This window comes from Baekduia alba (assembly GCF_028416635.1).
Taxonomy (GTDB): domain Bacteria; phylum Actinomycetota; class Thermoleophilia; order Solirubrobacterales; family Solirubrobacteraceae; genus Baekduia; species Baekduia alba.
In genome coordinates this window covers 1,664,726-1,688,827 of sequence record NZ_CP114013.1, presented here as the reverse complement: position 1 = coordinate 1,688,827, position 24,102 = coordinate 1,664,726, and the positions used below count along the sequence as shown (strand labels likewise).

Annotated in this window: 29 protein-coding genes and 1 tRNA gene; 15 read left to right on the top strand and 15 right to left on the bottom strand. The window is 72.8% G+C overall.

From position 1 onward, the window contains the following. Nucleotides 1-4 precede the first annotated feature (4 nt). Together DSM104299_RS08370 and DSM104299_RS08365 are read right to left on the bottom strand one after the other, a co-directional pair. The gene (locus DSM104299_RS08370) at nt 5-448 is read right to left on the bottom strand and encodes a hypothetical protein (protein WP_272476842.1); all 444 of its coding nucleotides are present in this window, start codon (nt 446-448) and stop codon (nt 5-7) included. A gap of 119 nt (nt 449-567) precedes the next feature. Further along, entirely contained in the window at nt 568-873 is a 306-nt protein-coding gene (locus tag DSM104299_RS08365) for a hypothetical protein (RefSeq protein WP_272476841.1), read from the bottom strand. A 53-nt stretch (nt 874-926) separates the two neighbouring features. Between DSM104299_RS08365 and DSM104299_RS08360 the strand changes: the two genes are divergently transcribed. Further along, nucleotides 927-1,766, top strand: coding sequence for a methyltransferase domain-containing protein (locus DSM104299_RS08360; RefSeq protein ID WP_272476840.1), 840 nt, complete (start codon nt 927-929; stop codon nt 1,764-1,766). 13 nt (nt 1,767-1,779) lie between these two features. Beyond that, on the top strand, nt 1,780-1,965 hold the full coding sequence (locus DSM104299_RS08355; RefSeq protein ID WP_272476839.1) for a hypothetical protein: 186 nt from the start codon (nt 1,780-1,782) through the stop codon (nt 1,963-1,965). An 86-nt stretch (nt 1,966-2,051) separates the two neighbouring features. Here the strand turns inward: DSM104299_RS08355 and DSM104299_RS08350 are convergent, their stop codons facing one another. Beyond that, nucleotides 2,052-2,381, bottom strand: coding sequence for a hypothetical protein (locus tag DSM104299_RS08350; protein ID WP_272476838.1), 330 nt, complete (start codon nt 2,379-2,381; stop codon nt 2,052-2,054). 44 nt (nt 2,382-2,425) lie between these two features. Here DSM104299_RS08350 and DSM104299_RS08345 point away from each other — a divergent pair, with 44 nt between their 5' ends. From DSM104299_RS08345 to DSM104299_RS08335, 3 genes are all read left to right on the top strand, one after another. Continuing rightward, a complete protein-coding gene (locus DSM104299_RS08345; RefSeq protein WP_272476837.1) occupies nt 2,426-2,785 on the top strand; it encodes a hypothetical protein in 360 nt (119 codons plus the stop codon). Nucleotides 2,786-2,947: 162 nt separating this feature from the next. Continuing rightward, nucleotides 2,948-3,814 (top strand): MBL fold metallo-hydrolase, encoded by an 867-nt coding sequence (locus DSM104299_RS08340; protein ID WP_272476836.1) that lies wholly within the window; start codon nt 2,948-2,950, stop codon nt 3,812-3,814. A gap of 81 nt (nt 3,815-3,895) precedes the next feature. After that, nucleotides 3,896-4,270: a hypothetical protein gene (locus DSM104299_RS08335; protein WP_272476835.1), complete on the top strand. Its 375-nt coding sequence runs from the start codon at nt 3,896-3,898 to the stop codon at nt 4,268-4,270. A 210-nt stretch (nt 4,271-4,480) separates the two neighbouring features. Here DSM104299_RS08335 and DSM104299_RS08330 read toward each other — a convergent pair whose 3' ends face one another. After that, on the bottom strand, nt 4,481-5,113 hold the full coding sequence (locus tag DSM104299_RS08330; protein ID WP_272476834.1) for a hypothetical protein: 633 nt from the start codon (nt 5,111-5,113) through the stop codon (nt 4,481-4,483). A 207-nt stretch (nt 5,114-5,320) separates the two neighbouring features. Then, nucleotides 5,321-5,393 (bottom strand) — tRNA-Gly (locus DSM104299_RS08325). 69 nt (nt 5,394-5,462) lie between these two features. Between DSM104299_RS08325 and DSM104299_RS08320 the strand changes: the two genes are divergently transcribed. The 3 genes from DSM104299_RS08320 to DSM104299_RS08310 are packed head-to-tail and all read left to right on the top strand — an operon-like array spanning nt 5,463 to nt 7,255. Then, complete coding sequence (locus tag DSM104299_RS08320) at nt 5,463-6,026, top strand: TlpA family protein disulfide reductase (protein ID WP_272476833.1); 564 nt, start codon at nt 5,463-5,465, stop codon at nt 6,024-6,026. Continuing rightward, nucleotides 6,023-6,490, top strand: a complete 468-nt coding sequence (locus DSM104299_RS08315) for a cytochrome c-type biogenesis protein (RefSeq protein WP_272476832.1) — start codon at nt 6,023-6,025, stop codon at nt 6,488-6,490. The genes DSM104299_RS08320 and DSM104299_RS08315 overlap by 4 nt, the downstream gene beginning before the upstream one ends. A 6-nt stretch (nt 6,491-6,496) precedes the next feature. Next, on the top strand, nt 6,497-7,255 hold the full coding sequence (locus DSM104299_RS08310; protein ID WP_272476831.1) for a cytochrome c biogenesis CcdA family protein: 759 nt from the start codon (nt 6,497-6,499) through the stop codon (nt 7,253-7,255). Between the two features lie 66 nt (nt 7,256-7,321). On the opposite strand, the gene argS is transcribed toward DSM104299_RS08310, so the two are convergent. Genes argS through DSM104299_RS08295 form a run of 3 tightly spaced genes read right to left on the bottom strand, consistent with a single transcriptional unit; the run spans nt 7,322 to nt 10,418 of the window. Beyond that, entirely contained in the window at nt 7,322-8,974 is a 1,653-nt protein-coding gene (gene argS / locus DSM104299_RS08305) for an arginine--tRNA ligase (protein WP_272476830.1), read from the bottom strand. Beyond that, nucleotides 8,971-10,008 carry a potassium channel family protein gene (locus tag DSM104299_RS08300; protein ID WP_272476829.1) on the bottom strand — a complete coding sequence of 346 codons (1,038 nt, stop codon included), beginning with the start codon at nt 10,006-10,008 and terminating at the stop codon, nt 8,971-8,973. The genes argS and DSM104299_RS08300 overlap by 4 nt, the downstream gene beginning before the upstream one ends. Next, nucleotides 10,008-10,418, bottom strand: a complete 411-nt coding sequence (locus DSM104299_RS08295) for a 23S rRNA (pseudouridine(1915)-N(3))-methyltransferase RlmH (protein ID WP_272476828.1) — start codon at nt 10,416-10,418, stop codon at nt 10,008-10,010. Before DSM104299_RS08295 ends, DSM104299_RS08300 begins: the two co-directional genes overlap by 1 nt. Nucleotides 10,419-10,439: 21 nt before the next feature. Between DSM104299_RS08295 and DSM104299_RS08290 the strand changes: the two genes are divergently transcribed. From DSM104299_RS08290 to DSM104299_RS08270, 5 genes are all read left to right on the top strand, one after another. Then, on the top strand, nt 10,440-10,763 hold the full coding sequence (locus DSM104299_RS08290) for a DUF3467 domain-containing protein (RefSeq protein WP_272476827.1): 324 nt from the start codon (nt 10,440-10,442) through the stop codon (nt 10,761-10,763). Between the two features lie 65 nt (nt 10,764-10,828). After that, nucleotides 10,829-11,560 (top strand): metallophosphoesterase family protein, encoded by a 732-nt coding sequence (locus tag DSM104299_RS08285; RefSeq protein WP_272476826.1) that lies wholly within the window; start codon nt 10,829-10,831, stop codon nt 11,558-11,560. 2 nt (nt 11,561-11,562) lie between these two features. After that, nucleotides 11,563-12,141 carry a hypothetical protein gene (locus DSM104299_RS08280; protein ID WP_272476825.1) on the top strand — a complete coding sequence of 193 codons (579 nt, stop codon included), beginning with the start codon at nt 11,563-11,565 and terminating at the stop codon, nt 12,139-12,141. Continuing rightward, complete coding sequence (locus DSM104299_RS08275) at nt 12,138-13,397, top strand: protein kinase domain-containing protein (RefSeq protein WP_272476824.1); 1,260 nt, start codon at nt 12,138-12,140, stop codon at nt 13,395-13,397. The genes DSM104299_RS08280 and DSM104299_RS08275 overlap by 4 nt, the downstream gene beginning before the upstream one ends. A gap of 41 nt (nt 13,398-13,438) precedes the next feature. Next, the gene (locus DSM104299_RS08270; protein WP_272476823.1) at nt 13,439-14,389 is read left to right on the top strand and encodes a short-chain dehydrogenase/reductase; all 951 of its coding nucleotides are present in this window, start codon (nt 13,439-13,441) and stop codon (nt 14,387-14,389) included. Here DSM104299_RS08270 and DSM104299_RS08265 read toward each other — a convergent pair. From DSM104299_RS08265 to tgt, 4 genes are all read right to left on the bottom strand, one after another. After that, nucleotides 14,386-14,862 (bottom strand): hypothetical protein, encoded by a 477-nt coding sequence (locus DSM104299_RS08265; protein ID WP_272476822.1) that lies wholly within the window; start codon nt 14,860-14,862, stop codon nt 14,386-14,388. The genes DSM104299_RS08270 and DSM104299_RS08265 overlap by 4 nt on opposite strands. Nucleotides 14,863-14,927: 65 nt before the next feature. Beyond that, nucleotides 14,928-16,169, bottom strand: coding sequence for a cytochrome d ubiquinol oxidase subunit II (locus DSM104299_RS08260; protein WP_272476821.1), 1,242 nt, complete (start codon nt 16,167-16,169; stop codon nt 14,928-14,930). Then, nucleotides 16,166-17,509: a cytochrome ubiquinol oxidase subunit I gene (locus DSM104299_RS08255; protein ID WP_272476820.1), complete on the bottom strand. Its 1,344-nt coding sequence runs from the start codon at nt 17,507-17,509 to the stop codon at nt 16,166-16,168. The genes DSM104299_RS08260 and DSM104299_RS08255 overlap by 4 nt, the downstream gene beginning before the upstream one ends. Nucleotides 17,510-17,574: 65 nt before the next feature. Next, nucleotides 17,575-18,765: a tRNA guanosine(34) transglycosylase Tgt gene (gene tgt, locus DSM104299_RS08250; RefSeq protein WP_272476819.1), complete on the bottom strand. Its 1,191-nt coding sequence runs from the start codon at nt 18,763-18,765 to the stop codon at nt 17,575-17,577. A 46-nt stretch (nt 18,766-18,811) separates the two neighbouring features. On the opposite strand from tgt, the gene DSM104299_RS08245 reads away from it, so the two are divergent. Then, on the top strand, nt 18,812-19,759 hold the full coding sequence (locus DSM104299_RS08245) for an aldo/keto reductase (protein ID WP_272476818.1): 948 nt from the start codon (nt 18,812-18,814) through the stop codon (nt 19,757-19,759). Next, nucleotides 19,756-20,655: an NAD(+)/NADH kinase gene (locus DSM104299_RS08240; RefSeq protein WP_272476817.1), complete on the top strand. Its 900-nt coding sequence runs from the start codon at nt 19,756-19,758 to the stop codon at nt 20,653-20,655. The genes DSM104299_RS08245 and DSM104299_RS08240 overlap by 4 nt, the downstream gene beginning before the upstream one ends. Here DSM104299_RS08240 and DSM104299_RS08235 read toward each other — a convergent pair. The 3 genes from DSM104299_RS08235 to DSM104299_RS08225 are packed head-to-tail and all read right to left on the bottom strand — an operon-like array spanning nt 20,645 to nt 23,957. Continuing rightward, nucleotides 20,645-21,676 carry a substrate-binding domain-containing protein gene (locus tag DSM104299_RS08235; RefSeq protein ID WP_272476816.1) on the bottom strand — a complete coding sequence of 344 codons (1,032 nt, stop codon included), beginning with the start codon at nt 21,674-21,676 and terminating at the stop codon, nt 20,645-20,647. The two genes, DSM104299_RS08240 and DSM104299_RS08235, sit on opposite strands and share 11 nt — an antisense overlap. Next, nucleotides 21,673-23,223, bottom strand: coding sequence for a sensor histidine kinase (locus DSM104299_RS08230; RefSeq protein WP_272476815.1), 1,551 nt, complete (start codon nt 23,221-23,223; stop codon nt 21,673-21,675). The genes DSM104299_RS08235 and DSM104299_RS08230 overlap by 4 nt, the downstream gene beginning before the upstream one ends. Next, complete coding sequence (locus DSM104299_RS08225) at nt 23,220-23,957, bottom strand: DUF4097 family beta strand repeat-containing protein (RefSeq protein ID WP_272476814.1); 738 nt, start codon at nt 23,955-23,957, stop codon at nt 23,220-23,222. Before DSM104299_RS08225 ends, DSM104299_RS08230 begins: the two co-directional genes overlap by 4 nt. Nucleotides 23,958-24,102 lie beyond the last annotated feature (145 nt).

Sequence of the window (24,102 nt, the reverse complement as noted above, 5' to 3'; positions counted from 1 at the left end):
CGGATTAGGCACGGCGGGCGGCTGGGGCGACGGCGAGGGCGAACTCGGCCTGGAGGCGGTCCAGCGTCTGCGCGGCCTCGCGGTCGGCGGTGAGCGCGGCGAGGTCGACGTCCGGCCCGTCGAGGTCCAGCCGATCGAGGTTCGCGAAGCCGAGCTCCCGCCGCCGGCGCCAGAGCTGGTCCATGTGGCCGGCGGTCAGCGGGACGTCGCGCCGCGCCGCCGCCGCGCCGGCGTCGTCGGCCGGGTCCCACCCGACCGCGTCGAGCACGGAGAACGCGTCGCGGTAGATCCGCGCGAGCGCGCGCTGGGCGTCCGGGCCGAGGCCGCGCACGTCCTCGAAGTGATGGTGGTTGGCCTCCAGGACGACGAGCGTCTGGAGGCGAAGGACTTGGCCGACCTCTCGGTCGACCGCGATCAGGCAGGCGTCGTTACGCTGCTCGATGCTCATGGAGAACGCGCTCCTTGGGCCATGCCCCCGGCCGTTGGCGCGGCGCGGGGGCGCTTTTTCTCAGTCGATGCAGGCAGTATCGCCGACCACCCGGACGGCTCCGGAAGACCGGCGCGCCCTCAGCGGCTCCCGGGCGGCGGCACCGAGCTCGGCCGCTCGGGCGTGTCGAACGGGTCGGACCCACCGGCGCCCAGAAGCGGCACGCGCCGCCGATGGACGAAGTACAGCGGCAGCGCGACGAACCACAGCAGCAGCACCCCGAGCACCCACTTCCACGACGCGTCGGCGAACGTGTTCCCGCTCCAGTTCCGCTCGGACGCGTCCTTGGCCACCCAGGCCACGCTCCCCAGCATCAACACCCCCAACAGCAACGTCATGCGAATCCCCTCCAGCAAAGAACTGTCGTCACCGTCGAGATCGGCCATCGCGCAGGGACCTTGATCGTATGAGTCCGCCGGGATCGTGTAAGACGAAGGGCGTGCTCCTCAAGACGACCGCCGTCTGCCCCGCCTGCCATGGCCCCCTCAGCGACGCTCCGGCGTGCGCCCGGTGCGGCGTCGCGTACGGGTCGCTCGACGGCGTGCCGGTCCTGATGCCGGGCGCCGACCTCGGCGCGATCGACCTGCGGGCGACCGGCGGTGCGCTGCCGACCTACGACTGCGCGCACATGGGCATCGGCGTCATCGACGACGCGCTCGCGCGCGGGGATCGGATCCTGGAGCTCGGGGCCGGGCTGGACGTCCACGACTCCGGGAACGTCGTCAAGACCGACGCCTTCGTCTACCCCGGCGCGCAACTGGACCTCGTCGCCGACGCCCACGCGCTGCCGTTCCCGGACGCGAGCTTCGACTTCGTGTTCTCGCTCGCGGTCTTCGAGCACCTGCACTCGCCGTGGATCGCGGCGCGCGAGATGGCCCGCGTCCTGCGGCCGGGCGGCGCCGCGTACACGCTGTGCGCGTTCCTGCAGCCGCTGCACGGCTACCCCGACCACTATTTCAACGCGACCGAGAGCGGCCTGGGCCGGCTGTTCGCCGACGACTTCGAGGTCCTGGGCGCCGGCCCGAGCCGCCACTGCCCGCACCGGGAGTCGCTCGTCCCGCTGCACCGCATGCGCGAGATGGCGGTCGCCGTCCGCGACGACCGCGCGGCCGGCTGGCGCACCCGGCTCCGCGCCTGGCGCCTGGACCACGCCCTGGGCCGTGCGTCCCACGAGCTGTTCCAGATCGCCGACGACGCGATCGCCCGACCGGCGGGCTTCGCCGCCTGGCGCCAGATCGCACCGGCGGTGGAGGTGCACGCGGTGCGGCGCGCGGCCTGACAGGATGGCGCCCATGCGGAGCTGGATCAGCGCGTGGGCGCCGGAGCTCCTTCCGCTGGTCATCGCGGTCGTGGTCCCGCTCGCGGGCCTGCTCCTCGCCCTCCAGATCTGGGTGACGGGCGACCGCCGCCGCAGCCTCCGAGTCGGCGCGGCGACCGTGCTCGGCGCCTGCGTCTGGGCTGCGATCCTGACGGCCTGACGCGCGTCGGGCGGATGGGACGCTCCGGCTCGCGGTACATGCCGTGTCCATGAGCCAGCCTGCATCCTGTCCCACCTGCGGGGCGATCACGTTCGCCGGCGCGTGCCTGACGTGTCGGCGGCCGGGGAGCCGGGGCGCGTAGGTCGACGCCGACGACGCGCGTAGCGCACGACGTCGACCACCACCAGGACCACAAGGACCGCCGCGCAGGCGTATTTGACGGGCGCCGGCAGGTCGAAGAGCAACGGGAGCAACGGCAGCTTCCACGCGTGGCGCAACGCGAACTGCCACACGTGGCGCGCAGCGGGGCGATCGTTGTGCATCTGCTCCCGATCGTAGTCCCGGTACATCGCGTTCTGCTTTCTTGTGCACTCCGCGATCCGCTCCGCCGTCGCGTGAACCCGGACGGGCTCCACGCGGAACGTGGTAGCCGTGCGGAGGTATGGGCACAATCGTTGACTTGGCCCGCGACGAGCAACGCAGAAGTTCGTCCGGCCCCTCGGCCGACTGGCCCGACGCGCCGGCCGTCGGCGTCGAGCCTCCGCAGGGTCGACGTGCCGCGATCCGCACCTTTCGCACGTCCACTGCGGCCGTCTTCGTCTACCTCGGGCTGCTGACGTGCTTGATCGCGTTCGGAACGCCTAGAGAGTCGGGAGAGGTGAGCCGACCCGGCTTCTTGATCCTCTGGTACGCACTGCCTCTCATCGGCACGGCGGCGGCCGTGCGACTGCGGCCTGGGGGCGAACGACGAGCCGGCGCTCCGCTTGTGATCGCGATCATCAGCCTCGCTGGCTGGTGCGCTGTGCTGCTGCTCTGGTAGCCGGCCTGCGTGTGGGATCCACCGTCCCTTCCCTGCATCTTGCCTCGGGAGGCGCGTCGCGTCGGTGCCGTCGGCGCCGCCAACACGCTTCCGATGCCCGTCTCCTCGCTGAGCGCGCCGTTGCCGTTGGACGCGGTCGAGCGCGCAGGCGATGCTGTGGTGGTGTCCGACGACGATGCGCAGGCGGCGCGGGAGCTGGAGCGGGTCCCGCTCGACCTCCCGGCGGGGCTCGACGTGCGGTGGCTCGGCGTGTCCGGCTACCGGCTGACCTACGGGGGCGTGTCGATCTTCATCGACCCCTACGTCTCGCGCGTGCCGCTGCGCTCGCTGCTGCTGCGGCGCCGGACGTTGCCGGACGCGGGCATGCTCGACCGCTACGCGAGCGCTCCCGGACCGGTCGCCGGGATCCTCGTCGGGCACACGCACTTCGACCACGCCGTGGACGCGCCCGCGCTGGCGCGCCGGTACGGGGCCAAGGCCTACGGGTCGGCGTCGCTCGCGCACCTGATGCGGCTGCACGGTGTTGGCGACCAGGCGGTCGAGGTGCTTCCGCATCAGCCCTACGAGCTGGGGCCGTTCGTGGTCCGCTTCGTTCCCAGCCGGCACTCCAAGCTCCTGTTCGGCCGCAAGGTGCCGATGGACGGCGAGCTGACGTGCGAGCACCTCAGCGGCCTCGCGCCCGGCAGCTACCGGTGCGGCGCCGTCTACGGGATCCGCATCGACGTCGCCGGCGTGGCGCTCTACCACCAGGGCAGCGCCGACCTCAACGACGCCGAGCTGCGCGACGGCCCGGTCGACGTGTTCCTGGCCGGCGTGGCGGGACGCAGCGTGACGCCGCGCTACTGGCAGCGGATCCTGCCCAAGCTCGATCCCCGCGTCGTCGTGCCGACCCACTACGACAACTTCTTCTCGCCGCTCGGCCGCCCGCAGGACTTCGTCCGACGCGTGCAGCTCGCCGACGTGCCGAGCGAGGTGCGCCAGGTCTCACGCGACGCACAGGTCGTGGCGTTGCCGCGCATCGACGCCTGAGCCGAGGGCCTTGCGGGGTCGCCATCCTTGTGGTTACGCTCACCGGCGACGTTCTGAAGGCCGTGGATCGGAGACGTGGAGATGGCCAAGACGACGGATAGCGGCGACTGCGGTTGCGGGAGCGCCGGACAACGACACGAGCAGCGCCTGGCGGGCGAGATCCTCGGTGACCGGTGGAAGGGCATCGTCGAGGAGATCCTCATGAAGGAGGGCGCCGAGCGCGCCCGCGCCTTCCTCGGCAGCCAGCAGGAGCGCGTCGAGGGCGACATCGAAGTGCGCACCTCGATGACGATCTACGTGACGTTCGCCCGCGACGGCGAGGACATCGACGACAAGGGCCTCGTGAGCTGCGTGTGCACGAACGACGGAACCGTCTGCGTCTGCCGCGGGGCCTGCGACTTCGACGCGTGCTGCGACGTCGACGGCGGCGCGGGGCCGATCGTGGCGAAGGCGTAGGCGGGGCGGCGGCCGGGAGCGGCGTCACGCATGCCAGAGGACCTGGGGCGGGACCTCCCCCACGGTCTACATCTCATGTTTCGAAATATGAAATGGCGCGCCAAGCTGGAACCGCTCAGGCTTCCCCTCTCCATGCAAGGCAACGACTGACCGCTCTCGCTCCCTGCGCAAAGCGGCATTCTCCGCGGGAGCCCCCGCCGTTCGGTCCGCTCAGCGACGGCGCTGCACGAACTCGATGCCGGTGACCTTGTCGAGGTCGACGCGTCCGAGCACCATGGCGGTCGAGAACCCCTCGGCGCCGATCTCGCCGCTGCGCGCGCCGGCGACGACCGCGCGAAGCGCCTCGAAGCGCTCGTCGTCGCCGACGGCCTTGCGGCCGGAGTCCAGGACGACCAAGTGGGAGCCGGCACGCCGGTCGGCGAGTGCGGCCAGCGCGGAGCGCAGCTCGGTGGAGAGATCGCCGGTCTCGATCACGGTCGCCTGGCCTTCGGCCTGCCGCTCGGCGACGCGCTTGCCCACCAGCCGCAGCGTGACCTCGCCGACCTGCTCGGCCGGCACCTTCTCGGCGACGGCGCGCGCCAGCGTGTCGTAGGAGACCAGCGCGGGGCGCGGAAGCAGGCGCGCGACGAGACGGTGGACGGTCACCGCGTCGGCGCCCGTGACGACCACCAGGCTCCCGGACGGGAAGCTCAGCGTGTCGGACGCCGCGACGGCGAGCGCGCGTCCGGCCGGCCGCTTCGGGCGCCCGGGGCCGGAGCTCGTGCGCTGCGGGCGCTCGGAGGACCAACCGGTCCGCTCGTCGGCGCCGATCTTGACCGAACGCACGCCATCACTGGAAGCCATGTGCAAGACGGTAGTGGCGCGGGCGGCCTGACCGCGTTGCGGCGGTCGATGTTCTTTCTGGCGGCGACGATGCTGAGCCGTCGCGACGGGTCTCCAGGGCCCGGTGTGCCCTTCTCGGGGCGCCGGGATGCTGCAATGCGGTGGAGACACCATCGCGCTCGCTGGGCGCGACCCAGCCGAAAGTCCGGTACTCCAGGGACTTTCGGAAGCGGGCGACGGGGGTCGAACCCGCGACCTTTGGCTTGGGAAGCCAACGCTCTACCAACTGAGCTACACCCGCGCGGGAGGTGGAGTCTAGGCGATCAGGCCTAACACCGGCGCAACGGGACGTCGCAATACCCTGTGCGCCGTGACCGAGGTGCGCAAGAGGCGGGTGGTTCCGATCGTGGTCGGTGGGTTGGCGGCCGCGTTGGTCGCGCTTCTCGTCTACGGGGTCGTCCACGGTGGGCAGGACACGACGCTGGACGACGCCGTCAAGAAGGGTGAGCGGCCGACCGCGCCGGGCCTGACGATGGCTCGCCCGATCCTCAACGGCGAGGGTCAGCAGTCGCTGGCGGACTACAAGGGCAAGATCGTGGTCCTGAACTTCTGGGCCTCGTGGTGCGAGCCGTGCCGCTCGGAGGCGCCGATCCTCGCGAAGACCCAGCAGCAGCTCACCGCCAAGGGCCTCGGCACGGTGCTCGGCGCGACGTTCAACGACGCCGCCGACGACTCCACCGCGTTCGAGCGCGAGTTCAAGGTCAGCTACCCCTCGCTCCGCGACGTCGGCACCGACCTCGCCCAGAAGTACGGAACCCGCGCGCTGCCCGAGACGTTCGTCATCGACGCGAAGGGGCGCGTCGTCGCCGTCTCCCGCGGCGTCGTCAAGCAGGCCTTCCTGAACCGCGCGATCGCCGAGGCGCAGAAGTCTTGAGGCGCCTCGCCCTCCTGATCGCGATGGTCCTCCTCACGGCGACGGCGACGGCGACCGCCACCGCTGCGCCGCAGCCCAGGACTTCCCTGAACGCCGTCGAGTCCGAGGTCATGTGCGTCTCCTGCGGCGTCCCGCTCGCGATCGCCGACTCGCCGCAGGCCGACGCCGAGCGGCGCGAGATCGTCCGGCTCATCAAGGCCGGCAAGACCAAGGACGAGATCAAGGACGCGCTGGTCGACAACTACGGCGACCGCGTGCTGGCCTCCCCCAAGGACAGCGGCTTCGGCCTCGCCGCCTACCTCGTCCCCATCGCCCTCGTCCTCCTCGCGCTGATCGCCGCCGCGATCGTGCTGCCGAAGTGGCGCCGCCGCGAGCGCGTGGAGGCGCCCGCCACCGACGGCCCCCGCTTGACCGACGCAGACTCCGCCCGGCTCGAGGAAGATCTCGCCCGGTACGACGTCTGACCCGCCGTGATCCTCGCCGCCACCACCAACGTCGACACGACCGTCTTCGCCGCCTTCGCGGTCGGCTTCGTGTCCTTCATCTCGCCCTGCGTGCTCCCGCTCGTCCCGGGCTACCTGTCGGCGATCAGCGGCGTCAGCCTGGAGGACATCCGCGGCGAGGAGCGCCCGCTGGGCAAGATCCTCGGCCCCGCGATCATCTTCTGCCTGTCGTTCACGGTGATGTTCGTCGCGCTGGGCATGAGCGCGACCGGCATCGGCTCGACGCTGCACGACCACCAGGACACGCTGAACCGCATCGCCGGCTGGATGATCGTGATCCTCGGCGTCTTCTTCGTCTGCACGCTCTTCGTCCCGCGCCTGAACCGCGAGTGGCGTCCAGAGGCGCTGATCGTCCGCGCCGGCGCCGGCGGCCCCGTGATCGCCGGGCTGGCGTTCGCGATCGCCTGGACCCCGTGCGTCGGCCCCACGCTCGCCTCGATCCTGGCCGCCGCGGCGACCTCCGACACCGTCGGCCAGGGCGGCCTGCTGCTGGCCTGCTACTCGCTCGGCCTCGCGATCCCGTTCCTGATCACCGCCGTCGCGTTCGACCGCGCCACCGGCGCCTTCCGCTGGCTGCGCGACCGCCACGTGATCGTGACGGCCGTCTCCGGAGCGATCCTCATCGTGATGGGCCTGCTGATCCTCAGCGGCGAGCTGACCACGCTCAACGCCAAGGCCCAGCACGCGCTGTCCAACCTCGGGTTGGACTTCCTCTACAACCTCTGAGTGCGAGTCTCGCCCCTCCTGGGCGAACACTCGCGATCGAACCTCGCCCCCTGGGCGAGCGTTCGGCTACATCTCGGTCGGCGCGCTGACCCCGAGCAGGTCCAGCGCCCGCCAGACCGTCCGCTGCGTCGCGACGCTCAGCGCGATCCGGAACGACTCCAGCGCGTAGGGCTCGGCGCCCACGACCTGGCAGTCGCGGTAGAACGCCGAGAACGCCTGCGCCAGCTCCAGCGCGTAGGAGGCGACGCGATGCACCGCGCGCCGGTCGGCGGCCTCCCCGGCCTCCTGCGGCCAGGCCAGCAGCTTGGAGATCAGCGCCCGCTCGCTCGGATGGAGCTCCAGCCCGGACGGCGGGAAGCCCTCGGCCAGCACGTCGGCCACGCGCTCGTCGCCGGCCTTGCGCAGCACCGCCGCGATCCGCGCGTGCGCGTACTGCACGTAGTACACGGGGTTCTCGGACGTCTCGCTCTTGGCCAGCGCGAGGTCGACCTCGATCGTCGTGTCGTGCGAGCGGTTGAGCAGGAACCAGCGCGACGCGTCCACGCCGATCTCCTCGACCAGCTCGTCGAGCGTGACGAACTCGCCGGCCCGCTTGCTCATCGACACCTTCTCGCCGCCGCGGACGAGGTGGACGAACTGCATGATGAGCAGGTCCAACCGGTCCGGCTCGCCACCGAGCGCCTCGTAGGCGGCGCGCATCCGGCCGATGTAGCCGTGGTGGTCGGCACCCAACACGTACACCATGCGATCGAAGCCGCGGTCGCGCTTGTTCTGCGCGTAGGCGATGTCGGAGGCGAAGTACGTGTGCTCGCCGCTGGACCGCTGGATGACGCGGTCCTTGTCGTCGCCGAAGTCCGTGGTCCGCAGCCAGAGCGCGCCCTCGCCCTCGTAGGCGTGACCGTGCTCGCGCAGGACGTCGAAGCCGTGCGAGACGCCCGACGTGCCGTCCGGACCCGTCTCGTGCAGCGACTTCTCGCTGAACCACACGTCGAACTCGACGCCGAAGGCGTGCAGCGAGTCCCGCGCGCGAGAGACCATCATCGCCACGGCCTCCAGGCCCACGTCCTCGACCGGCCGCGTCGCCGCGTCGGCGATCTCGAGGGCCAGCGTCGCCACGTAGTCGCCCACGTAGCCGTCGACCGGGACCTCCTCGCCGCGCGCGCGCGCCTGCACCGACCTGCCGAAGTTCTCGACCTGCGACCCGAAGTCGTTGACGTAGAACTCGCGCGTCACGTCGTGGCCGACGTAGGAGAACAGCCGCGCCAGCGCGTCGCCGTAGGCCGCGTTGCGCGCGTGGCCGACGTGCAGCGGCCCGGTCGGGTTGGCGGAGACGAACTCGACGTTGACCTTCTCGAACGCGTCCGCGCCGCCCGCGCCGTACGCGTCGCCGGCCGACAGGACGTGGCCGAGCGCGTCGACGTACCAGGCGTCGGACAGGAAGAGGTTCAGGAACCCGGGGCCGGCGACCTCGACGCGCTCCAGTGACGCGCCCAGCTCGGACGTCAGCGAGTCCGCCAGCCGCTGCGCGACGTCGCGGGGCGACGCCTTCAACGCCTTGGCGTACAACATGGCCGCGTTGGTGGCGTAGTCGCCGTGGTCGGCCTGGCGCGGGCGCTCCAGCGTCGGCCGGGACTTGGGCGCGGCGACGTCCTCACCGGCGGTCGCGGCGGCCGCGGCCTCGACGGCCGCCCGCAGGGTGTCGACGGGCGAGGCGCTCACAGAGACGCTCCGGTGGTGGAAGTGGTGGCGAACAAGGTCTCGAGTCGGTCCATCGTGCGTGGTGTTCCCATCGCCATGATGACGTCCCCGGGGCCCAAGACGGTCTCCGGTGCCGGCTGCGGCTCGAACCCGCCCGCCGCGGGGCGCAGCCCGACGATGTAGGAGCCGCCCCGGATGTCGCCGATCGTCTGCCCCACGCCCGCGCAGCCGGCGGTCACCGTGATCTCCTCCATCCGGTACTCGGCGGCGACGTCGAGCACGCCGGAGACCTGCGGATGCAGCGCCAGCCGCGCCATCTCGACGCCCGACGCCTTGTAGGGCGAGATCACGCGCGTGGCGCCCGCGCGGATCAGCTTGCGCTCGGAGTCCTCCTGCGACGCGCGGGCGACGATCGCGATGTCGGGCGACAGCTCGCGCGCGGTCAGCGTGATGAAGACGTTCTCGGCGTCGGAGTCCACGCACGCGATCACCGCCCGCGCCCGCTCGATCCCGGCCTGGCGCAGCGCGCGGTCGTCGGACGGCTCGGCCTCGATGAACCGGACGCCGATGCCCGCCGCGACCTCGCGGTTGGCCGGGTCGGCGTCGATCACGACGTAGCGCGCGCCGGCGCCGCGCAGGTCCCGCGCGACCTGGCGACCCACGCGACCGTAGCCACAGATGATGAAGTGGTCGGTGGTCGCGTCGATCATCTTCTGCATCCTACGCGCGGCCAGCATGTCGGCCACGTGGCCGGCGACCAGCAGCTCGGTCACCGCCACCAAGGCGTAGAACAACGTCCCGACGCCCAGCAGCGTCAGCAGCACGCGCACGATCTCGACGCCGATCTCGTGCTTGGGCGGGTAGGCGCCGGTCGTCGCGACGATGTCGAGCGCGTGCAGGAGGCCGACCCAGAGCGAGACCTCCTCGGTCAGCGACAGCGCGACCGCGCCGACGCAGACCAGCGCGAGGATCGCCAGGCCCAGCCGCGCCAGGCGGGCGACGAACTGGCGCAGCTCCCGTTGGGCGCGCGTCTCCGGCGTCCGGTCGTCGGCCATCAGTAGTGGTAGGGCTCGTTGCCGAGGATCTTGTGCGCGCGGTAGACCTGCTCGAGCAGCACCACGCGCGCCAGCTGGTGAGGAAGCGTCATCGGCCCGAACGACAGCCGGTGGTCGACACGGTCCAGCTGGACCCCGCCGAACGCCCCACCGATCACGAACCACACGTCGCGCCCCTGCTGGCGGCGGTCCTCCATCCAGCGCGCGAAGGCGACCGAGTCCATCATCTCGCCGCCGGCGTCCAGCAGCGACACGAACGCCCGCTCGGGGATCCGCCGCGCCACCGCCTCGTCGTCGCGCACCTCGACGACCTCGACGCGCGCCAGACCGCCCAGCAGCTTGCGGTAGTGCTGGACGTCGTCCGCATACGGAGGCTTGATGCGCCCTACGGCCAGCACGACGATCTTCATGAGGTTGCGATACTGGCACGCATGGCTGACGAGCACCAAGGTCCCGAGCGCCACATCAACATCCACTTCGATCCGAAGCAGATGGCGGGGCATTACGCGAACTTCGCGAACGTCAGCCACTCCGACTACGAGTTCACCGTCACGTTCGCCCGCGTCGACCACGAGGTCGAGGAAGAGGAGATCCCCGGCGTCGTCGTCACGCGCATCAACGTCTCGCCGAAGTTCATGCGCGAGCTGATCGACGCGATGCAGGACAACTACTCGAAGTGGGAGACCCGCGAGGGCATCAAGAACCTCCCCGAGTTCAACGGGGACGACGACCCCGACGACGCGCCCCGCGCCTAGCTGGCGCGCGGCCGCCCACGATAGCCTGACCGGCTGGGTCAACGGCGCCGAAGGCGCCTTTTCGCATGCGCATCGCGGTTCTCTCCGACATCCACGGCAACCTTCACGCCCTCGACGCGGTCTTGTCCGACGTGGAGCGTGAAGACGTGCACGAGCTCTGGTGCCTGGGCGACATCGTCGGCTACGGCGCCGATCCCAACGACTGCTGCGCCAGGATCCGCGAGCAGGCCGACGCGGTGCTGTGCGGCAACCACGACATGGCCGTCACCGGCGAGCTGTCGCTGGAGGAGTTCTCGCGCGGCGCCGCGATCGCGGCGCGCTGGACGCAGGAGGTCCTGCACCCGGACCACGCGGCCTGGCTGCGCGCGCTCTCGCCCGCCGGCGAGATGCGCGACGTCGGCCTCTTCCACGGCTCCCCGCGCGACCCCGTCTGGGAGTACGTCCTGAGCTCCCTGCTGGCCGAGCTGTGCTTCGACACGATGAGCCAGCGCGTCGGCTTCGTCGGCCACTCGCACGTCGCGCTGTCGTTCGTGCGCCCCGAAGGCGAGCCGGCGACCGGCGAGCCGCGCCGCGGCGGCGACGCCGTCGACCTCTCGACCGGCGAGTGGATCCTCAACCCCGGCAGCGTCGGCCAGCCCCGCGACAACGACCCGCGCGCCGCCTGGCTGCTGCTCGACACCGACCTCTGGCGCGCGCAATGGCGGCGCACCGAGTACGACATCTCGGGCGCCCAGGCGGCCATTCGCAACGCGCGGCTACCGGCCTCGCTGGCCGAGCGCCTTGGGTACGGTCAGTAGGCGTGGGTCGCGCACCCATCCCCCACCTCCTCGCGCTCGTGTGCGGGTTCGCGCTGGCCGCCCTCGTGGCGACCGGCTGCGGCAGCGATCGCTCGAACCTGATCCCGGGCCAGCGCGCCCAGGACCTCGTCGGCCAGCTCGACGACATCAAGGCCCAGATCGACACCGGTCGCTGCGACGGCCTCGCCACGCGGGTCGACACCTTCCACGACGACGCGACGTCGCTGACCAAGCCGGTCGACTCGCGCCTGCGCAAGCGGATCAACGCGGGCGTCAAGTCGCTGCAGCAGCACGCGATCGACGACTGCCAGGCCGCCGCCGCGGCCAACGTCGACACCACGACGACCGAGACGACGCCGACCGACACGACGCCGACCGAGACGACGCCGACGACGACCACCGACACGACGCCGACGACGCCGACGGACACGACGCCGACCACCACGACGCCGACGACGGCCACGCCGCCCACCGACACCTCGGGCCAGACGCCGACGGTCGAGACACCGCCGACCGACACCTCGGGCGCGGTCCCACCCGCCGACAACGGCGGCTCGCCGGGCGAGGGGCAGACGCCGTGAGCGCGCCCGGGCAGCAGATCCTCGCGGGCCGCTACGAGCTGGGCGAGCGCCTCGGGCTCGGCGGCATGTCGACCGTCGTCGTGGCGTTCGACTCGCGCCTGGAGCGCTACGTCGCGGTCAAGCTCCTGGCCGAGCACCTCGCCGACGACCAGCAGTTCGTCGCGCGCTTCCGCCGCGAGGCGATGGCCGCCGCGCGCCTGGTCCACCCCAACATCGTCCAGGTCTACGACTTCGGCCTCGACGACGCCAGCGGCCGGCACTACATCGTCATGGAGCGGATCGTCGGGCCGTCCGGCGCGCAGGTCCTGCGCGACCGCGGCCGGCTGCCGGTCGACGAGGCCGTCGACTGGATCGCCCAGTCCTGCCGCGGGCTGGAGTACGCGCACCGCAACGGCCTGGTCCACCGCGACGTCAAGCCCGGCAACCTGCTGCTCAGCGAGGCCGACGGGACGATCAAGCTCGCCGACTTCGGCATCGCGAAGATCGCGTCCGACGAGTCGTCGATCACGCAGGTCGGCTCGGTCCTGGGCACCGCCGCCTACCTCGCGCCCGAGCAGGCCGCGGGCGAGGAGGCCGGTCCGGCCGCCGACCTGTACGGGTTGGGCGTCGTCGCGTACCAGCTGCTGTCGGGCCGCCTGCCCTACGAGGCGCAGTCGCTGACCGAGCTCGCGCTCAAGCAGCAGCGCGAGGTCCCGCCGCCGCTGCACCACGTCGACCCGTCGATCCCGCCGGCGCTGAGCGTCGCGGTCGAGCGCGCGCTGGCGCTGACGCCGCGGCGCCGCTACGAGAGCGCCGACGCGATGCGCGTCGCGGTGGTCGACGGCGCCAAGGGGATCGGGCCCGACGGGGACGCGACGCACGTGGTCGGGGGCTACGACGACGAGACCTCGGCGACCACGGTCCTGGCCGGCGAGCCCAGCACCGGCCCGCTGGTCGTCCCGCGCGAGCCCCGCCAGCCGCGCCGTCCGCCGCCCGCCGCGCCCGCGCCGCCCCCGCCGGTCCGCGAGTCCCCCCGCGCCCGCGGCGAGCGCGCCCAGGCGCCGGCCGCCCGGCCGCGCAAGAAGCGCCGCCGCGGGGCGTTCCGGCGCTTCATCACCTTCCTCTTCCTGATGGCGATCCTGGTCGCCGCGGGCGCCGCGGCCTACGTGGCGACGTCGTCCAACGACAACTCCGTGCACCTGCGCGAGGTCGTCCACGACAACGCCGACCAGGTCGTCACCGACCTCAAGTCGTTGATCCAGGACAACACGCGCTGACGCCGGCGCGCGGCCGGCCGGTCGTGACCTAGGCTTCGCCGATGGCTCGCGAGGAGTACGACGTCAACGGCAAGGTCGCGTTCATCACGGGCGCGGCGCGCGGGATCGGCTTCGAGGCCGCCAAGCGCCTGTACGCGCGTGGCGCGTCGGTCGCGCTGGTGGGGCTGGAGCCCGACGAGCTGAACGCCCGCGCCGCCGAGCTCGGCGATCGCGCCGCCGCCTTCCACGCCGACGTCACCGATCCCGAGCAGCTCGCGGCCGCGGTGGACGGCACGGTCGCGCGCTTCGCCGGCATCGACGTCTGCATCGCCAACGCGGGCGTCTCGAACGTCGGCACGGTCGCCGGCATGGCGGTCGAGGACTTCGAGCGCGTGATCGAGGTCAACCTGCTCGGCGTCTGGCGGACGGTCCGGGCCACGGTCGCCCACGTCACCGAGCGCCAGGGCTACATCCTGCTCATCTCCTCCATGTCGGCGGTCGTGCACCTGCCGCTCATGGGGCCGTACACGATGGCCAAGGCCGGCGTGGAGGCGTTCGGCGACGCGCTGCGGTCCGAGCTCGCGCACACCGGCACGAAGGTCGGCGTCGCCTACTTCGGGTTCATCGACACCGACATGGTGCGCGACGCGTTCGCGCATCCCGCCGCCGTGCTGTCGCGCGAAGCCAGCCCGAGCTTCATGACCAAGCCGATCCCGCTCAGCGCCGCGGGCGACGCGATCGAGCGCGGCGTGACCGGCCGGCTGCGGATCACCTACGCGCCGCGCTGGTCGTGGATCCTCATCAAGCTGCGCGGCATCCTGCAGCCGCTGGTCGAGCGCGGCCAGCAGGCGCGGCCGAAGGACGGCATCGCCGCGATCGAGGCGGCGCAGGCCGCGGAGCGCGACGCCAGCGACGGGGCGCCGACCGGCACCCACGTCAACGCGCGCTACGCGCGGCCAGCCGCCGCCAAGGGCAAGCTGCCGCGCGTCGGGTCGGGGTCCGAGCTCCCCTAGCCGTTCGAGCCGTTCGTGACGCCCGTGTAGCGGTCGCGGGCGCACTCGGTGAGGTCGAGGTCGGTCGCGATCCGCACGCTGCGCTGGCCGGCCTTGACCGACTTGAACAGCAGGTCCGCGGACTTGCTGACGTGATGCGCGCGGGCCTGGCCCAGGGCCTGGACCAGCAGGGCGTTCTCCTGGCGCAGCGCCGCGACGAGGCGGCGGTACTGCTTGTTGGACGCCTTCGGCGCCTCGATGCGGTTCAGCCGCTTGACGAGCCCGTCGAGGACCTTCGTCGTCGCGCGGAAGTTCTTGACGACCGAGTCGGCGTCGGTCGTCGGGAGCGACTCGATCTTCGCGCCCGCGCTCGCGCACGCGTCGTTGGCGCGGTGGTTGAACGTCGCCTCGGACGTCTGCGCGCCGGCCAGCGGCACGGGCGCGGCGGTCGCCAGCAGGGCGACGGCGGCGGTGAAGGCAGCGAGTCGTCTCATCACTGTGCGTGGTCGGCCGCATAACCGCTCCACTTGAGGGCCTTTCGACGCTTCTGGCCGCTTGGTCAGGCGTCGCCCAGCAGGTCGCGCGGCAGCACGGCGACGAAGCCGAGCACGATGAAGCCGAGCAGCGCGGCGACGCCGATCGCGTGCGCCCAGCCGGCGTCGAGCACGGAGAGGAAGCCGAAGCCGACGACCAGGCACGCGAGCGCGCCGCGCACGAGCAGGCCCTGGGTCGCGACGTCGACCAGCGCGCGAGCCGGCGGCGGGCCGGCCGGCGCCACGGCGGTGCCCTCGTCGCCGTGGCCGCCGCGCAGCGTGCCGCCGAGCGTCAACCGGAACAGCAGCGCCAGCGACGGGAAGACGATCAGCCCGCCGGCCGTCACCGCGATCACGACCGCGACGAGCGTCGTGTGCGGCGCCGCCGCCTGGTGGATCGTCAGGCCGGGCAGCAGGATTGGCTGCTGCGCCAGCGCCCAGCCGATCACGATCGCGGCGACCGCCAGCGCGGCGCTGTAGCGCGCCGGCTCGTAGCGGCGGACGACGACGAGCGCGAGCGTCGCGACGCCGGCCAGCACGGAGGCGATCAGCGCCGGGCGCCCGTCGCCGGACACCAGCCCGTCGTAGATGCGGCGCGCGTCCTCGTGCAGGACGACGAGGCCGGCCGCCGCCAGCGCGCCCGCGAGCACGCCGGACCCGAGCGCGCGGCGCCGGAACCGCTCGGCGAGCTCCGGCTGGCCGAGGCGCACCGCGTCGCCGCTGAGGAACACGGCCGCGAGGTAGGCGGCGGTCGCCACGGCGATCGCGCCCGTGATCAAGGACGTGGGGTTGATCCAGCTCGACCAGAGGTCCCCCGCCGCGTTGCCGACCGGGACGCGCCCGGACGCGACGCCGCCGATCGCGGCGCCCAGCGCGAACGGGGTCAGGATCGAGGAGCCGGCCGACAGCGTGTCGATCCGCGTCTGCTCGCGCAGCCCCTTCGCGCCCGAGCGCAGCGCGTAGGCCGCGCCGCGCACGACGATCCCGAGCCCGGCGAGGAACAGCGCGATGCACAGCGTCGAGGCGATCGAGCCGAACGCCTCCGGGTAGCTCGTCCACATCACGGTCAGGACGAAGATCAACCACACGTGGTTGGCCTCCCACACCGGCGCCATCGCGTCGTGGGCGAGGTCGCGCAGCCGCTCGCCGTCCTCGTCGCGACCAGCGGTGAGCTGCCAGATCGCGGCGCCGAAGTCCGGGCCGGCCAGCGCCACGTAGGCGATCAGGCCCGCGAGGATGAACAGCATCGGGACGTCGGCGAGGCTCACGCCGCCAGCTCCGCGCGCGCCAGGCGCCGCAGGATCCACACCACGCCGCCCGCGACCGCCAGGTAGACGATGACCAGCGTCGCGTAGCCGTACGGGATCGGCCCCGCGCCGGTCACGGCCTGGGCCGTCCGCATCGAGCCGTAGACGACCCATGGCTGGCGCCCGACCTCGGTCGTCACCCAGCCGGCGATCAGCGCGACGAGCGACAGCGGCCCGGCGAGCACGAGCGCGCGGTAGAACCAGACCGTCTCCGGCAGCCGTTTGAAGCGCACGCGCACGACGAGGTAGAAGACGCCGAGCAGCGCGAGCAGCGTGCCGATGCCGACCATCGTCTGGAACGCGAAGCGCGTGACGTTGACCGGCGGGCGGTCCGCCGGCGCGACGGCGTCCAGCCCCTGGACCTGCGCGTTGAACCGGTGGAAGGCCAGGAACGACAGCGCGTGCGGGATCGGGATGCCGTAGCGCACCTCGCCGCGGCCGGCGTCGTACCAGCCGGCGATGTGGACCGGCGCGCCCTTCTCGGTCCTGCCCAGCCCCTCGAGCGCCGCGAGCTTCGTCGGCTGGTACTCGGCGACGTCGCGCGCCGCCCAGTCGCCGACCAGGATCTGCACCGGCGCGGCGAGCGCGGCGATCGTCAGCGGGATCGCCAGCGCGGCGCGCTCGTAGCGCCCGCGCCGGCCGCGCAGCCAGCCGAAGCCGTAGATCGCCGCGAGCACGAAGCCCGTGACGATGTAGCCGGCCAAGTACATGTGCGCGATCTCGTGCCAGAAGTACGGGTTGTCGAACAGCGCCCGCCACGGGTGGACGTCGATCACCTGGCCGCCGACCAGATGGAAGCCCGACGGGTGGTTCATCCAGGCGTTGACCGCGATCACCATGAACGAGCCGGTGAAGCCCGTGAGGATGATCGGGACCGCGCTGAGCATGTGCAGCCGCGGCGACAGCCGGTCCCAGCCGTAGACGTAGATCCCGATGAAGATCGCCTCGAGGAAGAACGAGAAGCCCTCGATCGCGAAGCCGAGGCCGAAGACCGAGCCGAACGTCGCCGTGAACGCCGGCCACAGCAGCCCCATCTCGAAGCTGAGGATCGTGCCGGTGATCACGCCGACGGCGAACAGCGCGACCATCACGCGCGACCAGCGCCGGGCCAGGCGCCGCAGCTCGGCGTCGCCGGTCCGATGCGACAGCCACTCCGCGAACAGGATCATGGCCGGGAACGCCGTGCCGAAGCACACGAGCGGGATGTGCACGCTGAACGACAGCGCCTGCATCTGCCGCGCGTCGAGCAGGTGCTGCTGCTCGCCCGGAGCCAGCGCCGCGAGGACGGCCTGCCCGATCATGAGGCCATCCTCTCACCGATCGGCGCGGACGCCATGTGCGATCGGACACGCCGACCGCGGGCGCGCTAGGGCGCGAGGCCGCCGCGCAGCGCCGCGGCCTCTGCGGCCAGCCGGCCGTCGACGATGGCCTGGCGCATCCGGGTCATCGTGCGGCGGACGAACGCGAGGTTGTGCACCACGAGCAGCCGCAGGCCCGTCAGCTCGCGGTTGTTGACGAGGTAGCGCAGGTAGCCGCGGGTGTAGCCGTAGGCGCATGTCGGGCACGGGCAGCCCTCGTAGATCGGCTCGTCGGAGTCCTTGAAGCGCCCGGCGGTCAGGTCGACGCGCCAGCGCTTGTCCGGGTCCGGGATCAGCGCGACGCCGTGGCGGCCCAGGCGCGTCGGCATCGCGCAGTCGAAGGTGTCGATGCCCAGCTCCGTGCCGCGGATCAGGTCGTCGATGTCGCCGATGCCGAGCAGGTGGCGCGGCGGCGCCTCCGGCAGGACCGACGTCGCCATCTCCACGACCTCGTACATCTGCGGCTTGTCGGCGCCGAGCGAGCCGCCGATCGCGATGCCGTCGGCGCGCGAGGCGCCGATCACCCGGGCCGACTCCTGGCGCAGGTCCTCGTAGACGCCGCCCTGGACGATCCCGTACACCAGCTGGTCCTCCGGGCCGTTGGCGTCGTGCCAGTCCAGGCAGCGCTCGAGCCAGCGGTGCGTGCGCTCGGTCGAGCGCGCGGTGTAGTCCTTGCTGACGTTGAAGGGCGTGCACTCGTCGAAGACCAGCGCGATGTCGGAGCCGAGCGCGGCCTGGATCTCCATCGAGGTCTCGGGCGCCAGGAACTTCTCCGAGCCGTCGATGTGGGACCGGAAGCGGACGCCCTCCTCGGTGATCCCGAGCGTCTTGCCGTGCCGCGCGCCGCCGTGCGACGCGCGGCCCTTGATCTCGTCGGCCACGGTCCCGTGACCCATCGAGAACACCTGGAAGCCGCCCGAGTCGGTGATGATCGGGTGCTCCCAGCGCATGAACTCGTGGAGGCCGCCGAGCCCGGCGATGCGCTCGTGGCCCGGCTCCAGGAACAGGTGATAGGTGTTGCCCAGCACCATGTCGTAGCCGAGGTCGCGGACCTCCTGCGGCGTCAGCCCCTTGACGGTCGCCTTGGTGGCCAGCGGGACGAACGCGGGCGTGCGGATCTCGCCGTGGGCGGTGCGCAGGACGCCGGCACGGGCCAGCGAGCCGGGGTCGCGGGCGAGGATCTCCAAGGGGGAAGCCATCGGCCCGTCAACCTAGCGTGGGCGTCGCCACGCTAGTTTCGAGGGCATGACCAAGCTCGGAGCCAGCGACCTGGACGTCAGCACGCTGTCGCTCGGGACCAACGTGTTCGGCTGGACCGTGGACGAGGCCGCCTCGCACGCCGTCCTCGACGCCTACGTCGCCGGCGGTGGGAACTTCGTCGACACCGCCGACGTCTACTCGGCCTGGATCGACGGCAACGGCGGCGGCGAGTCCGAGACGATCATCGGCACCTGGCTCGCCAAGCACCCGGCCCGGCGCGACGACCTCGTGGTCGCCACCAAGGTCTCGCAGCTGCCGCCCAACCAGGGCCTGGGCCGCGACGCGATCCTCGGCGCCGCCGACGCGTCGCTGCGCCGCCTGCAGACCGACCACATCGACCTCTACTGGGCGCACCAGGACGACGAGGACACGCCGCTGGAGGAGACGCTCGCCGCGTTCGGCGAGCTGATCGACGCCGGCAAGGTCCGCGCGATCGGCGCCTCCAACTACTCCGCGCCGCGGCTGGCCGAGGCGCTCGCGCTCGCCGACCGCAAGGGCCTGCCGCGCTACGTCGCGCTGCAGCCGCACTACAACCTCGTCGAGCGCACCGGCTACGAGGACACGCTGGCGCCGGTCGTCGCCGAGCACGACGTCGCGGTCGTCCCGTACTTCGGGCTGGCCAAGGGCTTCCTGACCGGCAAGTACCGGCCGGACGGCGACGCCGTCGACTCGCCGCGCGCCGGCGCTGCGGGGAAGTACCTGGAGCGCCCGGACGCGGTCGCGATCCTGGACGCACTCGACGCCGTCGCGGCCGCGCACGACGCGCCGGTCGCCGCGGTCGCGCTCGCGTGGCTGGCCGCGCAGCCGCACGTGGCCTCCCCCATCGCCAGCGCGCGCACGGTCGAGCAGCTGGACGAGCTCCTGCCGGTCAACACCCTCGAGCTGACCGAGGCCGAGGTGGACCAGCTCTCCGGCGCGACGGCCAGCGCATGAGCCTGGCCGGCGGGCCGATCGACCGCATCGGGCTGGTGGTGCACCCGCACCGCCCGCTGCTCGGCGCGCTCGCCGCGCTCGAGGCCTGGACGCAGCGGCACGGCGCCGAGCTGGTGCAGGTCCCGATCGCCGGCCAGGACCGCGTCGTCGCGCCGCCGGGCGACGCCGCGACGGTCGACCTGGTCGTCGCGCTGGGCGGCGACGGCACGACGCTCGCGGCGCTGCACGCAGCCGCCCCGCACGCCAAGCCGGTGCTCGGGATCGCGTGCGGCAGCCTCGGCGCGCTGACCGCGACGTCGGCCGACGACGTCGAAGGCGCGCTGGACCGGATGGCCGCCGGCGACTGGCACCGTCGCGCGCTGCCCGGCGTCGGCGTGAGCGTCGACGGCAAGGTCCCGTACATCGCGATCAACGACCTCGTCGTCGTCCGCCGGGGCGCCAACCAGGTGGTCATCGGCGTCTACGTCGACGGCGAGCTCTACGTCCGCTTCGCGGGCGATGGCGTCGTGATCGCCACGCCGCTGGGCTCCAGCGCCTACACGATGGCCGCGGGCGGCCCGATCCTCGCGACCGGGACCGAGGCGATCGTGATCACGCCCGTGGCCGCGCACGGCGGCTCGACGCCGCCGCTCGTCGTCGGGGTCCGCAGCAGCGTCCGGATCGCCGTCGAAGGCGGCCACGGCGGCGCGCGCATCGAGTTCGACGGCCAGATCAAGGACTTCGAGCCGCACGCGATCGAGACGAGCTGGCGCGAGGACTACGCGACGCTCGTGCGCTTCGACGACGCCGAGCGCACCCTCGCCGGCCTGCGCCGCCGCCGCATCATCACCGACAGCCCCCGCGTGCTGGCCCGTGACGACCGGGAGGCTGCCGAGGGCGCCGTCCTCAGCGAATAGAGCGCGAGGAGAGCTGGATGGCCTTCGCCGCGTTGCCCTTCGTGACGAAGTTCGGGCCGGTCGGGATGACGTCTCCCTGGGCCGGGAACAGGCCGTAGCGGGCGCGCTCGGCGAGCAGGACGACCGGCAGGTAGCCCTGGAGGTAGGCCTGCTGGTCGACGGCGAAGGCGAGCTTGCCGTCCTTGACGGCGGTCAGCACGTCGGGCCCGAGGTCGAAGGTGCCGATCAGGACGCCGCTGTCGCCGGCCAGGCCCTTGGTCGCCGCGACGCCGCTGAGCGAGTTCATGGCCAGCACGCCGTCGGCCTTGTCGTCCGCGACCGCCGCGGCGATCTCCTGCGGCGCCGAAGGCGACTGGTCGTCGATCCGGACGACCGTCGAGCGGCCGCCCGCCGCGCGCATCGCCCGCGCCAGGCCGGCGCAGCGCGCGTCGAGGCCCACGTTGGGGATCAGGAGGTTGACGCACAGCGCGCGCCGCACGCCCCGCCTGGCCAACCGCTCACCGGACTTGAAGCCCGCCTCGCCCTCGGGCTGGCCGACGTGCGCCAGCACGCCGAGCTTCTTGTACATGTCGCTGCCCGAGTTGATGGTGACGGTCGGGATCCCGGCCTTCACCGCGCGCCGGACCGCGGGCGCCAGCCCCGGCTCGGGCAAGGACACCACCAACCCGTCGGGCTTGGACACCACCGCCTGGTCGATCAACCCCACCATGTGGTCGAGGCTGTAGACGTCGGGCGCCTTGTAGGAGATCACCGCGTCCATCTGCCGGCCGGCGGCCTCGACGCCGTTGCGCACGATCGCCCAGAACGGGCTCGAGGCCTGGCCATGGGTGACGACGGCGATCCGGACGGCGCGCGTCCCGCCGGGCATGTCGGGCGCGCCGGCCTCGGCGCCGCCCGACGGCGTCGTCGCCGTCCCGCCCGCCACCGTGACCGGGCCCTCGTCGACCTTGGTCTTGCTGCCGCAGCCGGCGAGCAGCATGCCGACCAGGACCGACACCATCAACAACGCGACGCGCCTCATGCGCTCGTCTCCTCGATCTCCACGACCGCCACCGGGATCCGCGCCCGGAGCCTCGTGCCGCCGCCGGGCGGGCTCTCGATGTCCAGCTCGCCGTCGACCGCGGCGAGCCGGTCCTGCAGGCCGCGCAGGCCGCTGCCGGCCGCGACGTCCACGCCGCCGACGCCGTCGTCGGCGACGTCGACCAGCACGGCGTCGGACGTGCGCCGCACCGCGACGTCCACGCCGGACGCGCGCGCGTACTTGACGACGTTGGTCAGCGCCTCGGCGACGACGAAGTACGCGGCGGCCTCGACCGGCTCGGCGAGGCGCTCCTCCACGCTGACCTCGGCACGCACGTCGACCGGCGCGCGGTCGGCCAGCGCGTCGATCGCCGGTGCCAGGCCCTGCTCGCTGAGGATCGACGGGTGGATGCCGCGCGCCAGCTCGCGCAGCTCGGCCAGCGCGCTGGCCAGCCGCTCGCTGAGCCCGTCGACCATCGCGACGACCTCGGGCTCGTCGCCCACGCGGCCGCGCAGGAGCCTCAGCTCCAGCGCCAGCGCGACGAGCTGCTGCTGGGCGCCGTCGTGGAGGTCGCGCTCGATGCGCCGGCGCGCCGAGTCGGTCGCCTCGACGATCCGCAAGCGCGACACGCGCAGCTCGTCGACCCGTGCGCGCAGGTCGGCCTTCAGGCGCTCGTTGTCGATCGCCAGCGAGGACGCGGCCGCCGCGGCCTGCACGAGCTCGCTCGTCGTGTCCAGCGCCGCGTCGTGCACGATCGCCGCGACCGGCCGGCCGTCGCGCTCGACCGCGGTCCAGGTGCGGCCGGAGGCCGGGTCCGGCAGGGCGACGCGGCGACCGGTCTCGTCGACGAACATCTCGCGGTCCGGCAGCCAGTAGGCGATCGCCACGGAGTGGTCGCCGAGCGACTCGGCCAGCAGCTCGCGCACCGGCGCGCCGAGATCGGCGCGCGGGACGAGCAGCCGGTAGGTCAGCGCGCGCAGCGGGTCGTTGAGGCCGTCGAGCACCGCGAGCGCCAGCACCGCGCTGGGCAGCGCCAGCGCGAGGAGCGCGATGCCCGCGGCCGGGCCGAACGCGACCGGCCCGGCATAGTCGAAGTCGCCCAGCCCCGCGACCGCCTCCACGCCGAGCTTGACGAGCCACGCCGTCAGCGCGACGAGCGCGAAGCCGGCGACGACGCCGACGACCGTCATCAACGGCGCCACCGCCAGCCGCAGGATGAGCCGCTGCAGCCCGGGATCGCGCAGCGTGTCGCGCGCGCGGCGCCACGGGTCGCCGATCGTCGCGCGCACCCCGATGTGGACCGGCGGGATGTGCGCCCCGAGGAAGCGGTTGGCGGCGCGGCGCTCCAGCCGGACCGCGCGCCGGCACACGCCGACGCCGGCGAGCAGCAGCGGCAGGCCCACGCCGACGAGGCACAGCAGCGCGCCGACCGCGACCACCAGGAGCGCCGCGACGCCGAACACCGCGATCGGCACCGTCGTCCCGATGAACGCCGCGGTCATCGTCGCGCGCCCGGCGCGCCGCGGCAGGGCCAGCGCGGCGATCACGACCCGCGCTCCACGCTAACGGCGCCCGACCCGCTCAGCGCCTGGATCGCGAACGGCGCGCCGGGGTCGGCGGTGACGCCGCGGATCGTGGGCTCGCCGCCCGACGTCGACGCGTCGATCCGGTAGCGCCCGCCGGGCACACGCGCGTGGACCGTGCCGGTCGTCGTGCGCAGCGACAGCTGCGGCGGCGGGCACGCGGTCGTGGCGCTGATGTCGCCGCCGCGGTCGGCGCGCGCCTGCAGGGAGAACCCGCAGAAGCCGGCGATGTCGATGTCCCCGCGCGCGGTGGTGATCCTCGCCGATCCGCGGTAGCCGCGGAAGCGCACCGAGCCGCTCGTCGTGCGAATCGCCAGCGGGACGTTGTCGGGCACGACGACGCGGTAACGCACCGAGCACCCGTGCAGGATCGTGTGCGGGCAGCGCGAGCGGACGTTGAACATGCCCGACGCGATCGTCCGCTGCGCGGTCGGGCCGTGGCCGAAGCCGAAGCGGTCGACATGGCTGACCGAGACCGCGACCGCCCGCCCGCCGCCGAGCACCTCGACGTCGGCGCCGGCCAGATCCAGCGACACACCCGCCAACGCGCCCTTGACGCTGTAGGAGACCGAGCGCTCCTCCGAGGACGCCAGCGACCACACCAGCAGCCCGAGCGCGACCACGCCGAGCACCGCCGCGCACGCGGCGACGAGAAGTCCCCACGGCGAGAAGCGAGCGGCGCGGGGCGTACCGGGCACGGCGCAACTCTAGACCGGTGAACATCGGGAGGGCGATCCTGCGGCCCGCACGGTCGTGGCTGACGTCGCCGGCGCAGCGTCGGCGTGCGCCAGCACGTGAAGCGCGTTGGCGACCATCAGGCGCGGGCGGGCGGCCCGCAGATCG

Coding starts and splice junctions, on each gene's coding strand:
- DSM104299_RS08285 (WP_272476826.1), top strand. CDS start 10,829: ATGCGCATCGCGGTTCTCTCCGACATCCACGGCAACCTTCACGCCCTC.
- DSM104299_RS08290 (WP_272476827.1), top strand. CDS start 10,440: ATGGCTGACGAGCACCAAGGTCCCGAGCGCCACATCAACATCCACTTC.
- DSM104299_RS08265 (WP_272476822.1), bottom strand. CDS start 14,862: ATGAGACGACTCGCTGCCTTCACCGCCGCCGTCGCCCTGCTGGCGACC.
- DSM104299_RS08365 (WP_272476841.1), bottom strand. CDS start 873: ATGGCCGATCTCGACGGTGACGACAGTTCTTTGCTGGAGGGGATTCGC.
- DSM104299_RS08270 (WP_272476823.1), top strand. CDS start 13,439: ATGGCTCGCGAGGAGTACGACGTCAACGGCAAGGTCGCGTTCATCACG.
- DSM104299_RS08245 (WP_272476818.1), top strand. CDS start 18,812: ATGACCAAGCTCGGAGCCAGCGACCTGGACGTCAGCACGCTGTCGCTC.
- DSM104299_RS08300 (WP_272476829.1), bottom strand. CDS start 10,008: ATGGCCGACGACCGGACGCCGGAGACGCGCGCCCAACGGGAGCTGCGC.
- DSM104299_RS08235 (WP_272476816.1), bottom strand. CDS start 21,676: ATGAGGCGCGTCGCGTTGTTGATGGTGTCGGTCCTGGTCGGCATGCTG.
- DSM104299_RS08295 (WP_272476828.1), bottom strand. CDS start 10,418: ATGAAGATCGTCGTGCTGGCCGTAGGGCGCATCAAGCCTCCGTATGCG.
- DSM104299_RS08370 (WP_272476842.1), bottom strand. CDS start 448: ATGAGCATCGAGCAGCGTAACGACGCCTGCCTGATCGCGGTCGACCGA.
- DSM104299_RS08240 (WP_272476817.1), top strand. CDS start 19,756: ATGAGCCTGGCCGGCGGGCCGATCGACCGCATCGGGCTGGTGGTGCAC.
- DSM104299_RS08335 (WP_272476835.1), top strand. CDS start 3,896: ATGGCCAAGACGACGGATAGCGGCGACTGCGGTTGCGGGAGCGCCGGA.
- DSM104299_RS08330 (WP_272476834.1), bottom strand. CDS start 5,113: ATGGCTTCCAGTGATGGCGTGCGTTCGGTCAAGATCGGCGCCGACGAG.
- tgt (WP_272476819.1), bottom strand. CDS start 18,765: ATGGCTTCCCCCTTGGAGATCCTCGCCCGCGACCCCGGCTCGCTGGCC.
- DSM104299_RS08355 (WP_272476839.1), top strand. CDS start 1,780: ATGCGGAGCTGGATCAGCGCGTGGGCGCCGGAGCTCCTTCCGCTGGTC.
- DSM104299_RS08255 (WP_272476820.1), bottom strand. CDS start 17,509: ATGATCGGGCAGGCCGTCCTCGCGGCGCTGGCTCCGGGCGAGCAGCAG.